Annotated in this window: 1 pseudogene; it reads right to left on the bottom strand. The window is 41.2% G+C overall.

What is annotated here, in order from left to right:
• Positions 1–257 (bottom strand): annotated as a pseudogene (locus tag FS736_RS24945) (MmgE/PrpD family protein); the annotation flags it as partial.

Genomic DNA, 257 nt, shown 5'->3' on the forward strand with positions numbered 1-257 from the left:
TTGAAATAGTTTGTATTTGTTGAGGGGTGATGGTGTTTACCCTGATGATGGTTTGGACAGAATGGATAGGTGGATGGGTGTGGGGGGAGGAAGGATGGATGTTAAAGGTATTTTGGAGAATTTTAAATTGGTTGGGAAGATTGGGGGTGATTTTTTGTATATGATAGTTTTGAGAGATAGGATTGAAAAATGGTCTTCTGGCTTCGAAAATTGTGGAGGGAGGGGTAAAATGTTCTTTCGGTAGGAAGGCGGGAAGT

Origin of the sequence: Cytobacillus oceanisediminis 2691 (assembly GCF_007678455.1) — a bacterium.
GTDB classification, from domain to species: Bacteria; Bacillota; Bacilli; order Bacillales; family Cytobacillaceae; genus Mesobacillus; species Mesobacillus oceanisediminis_A.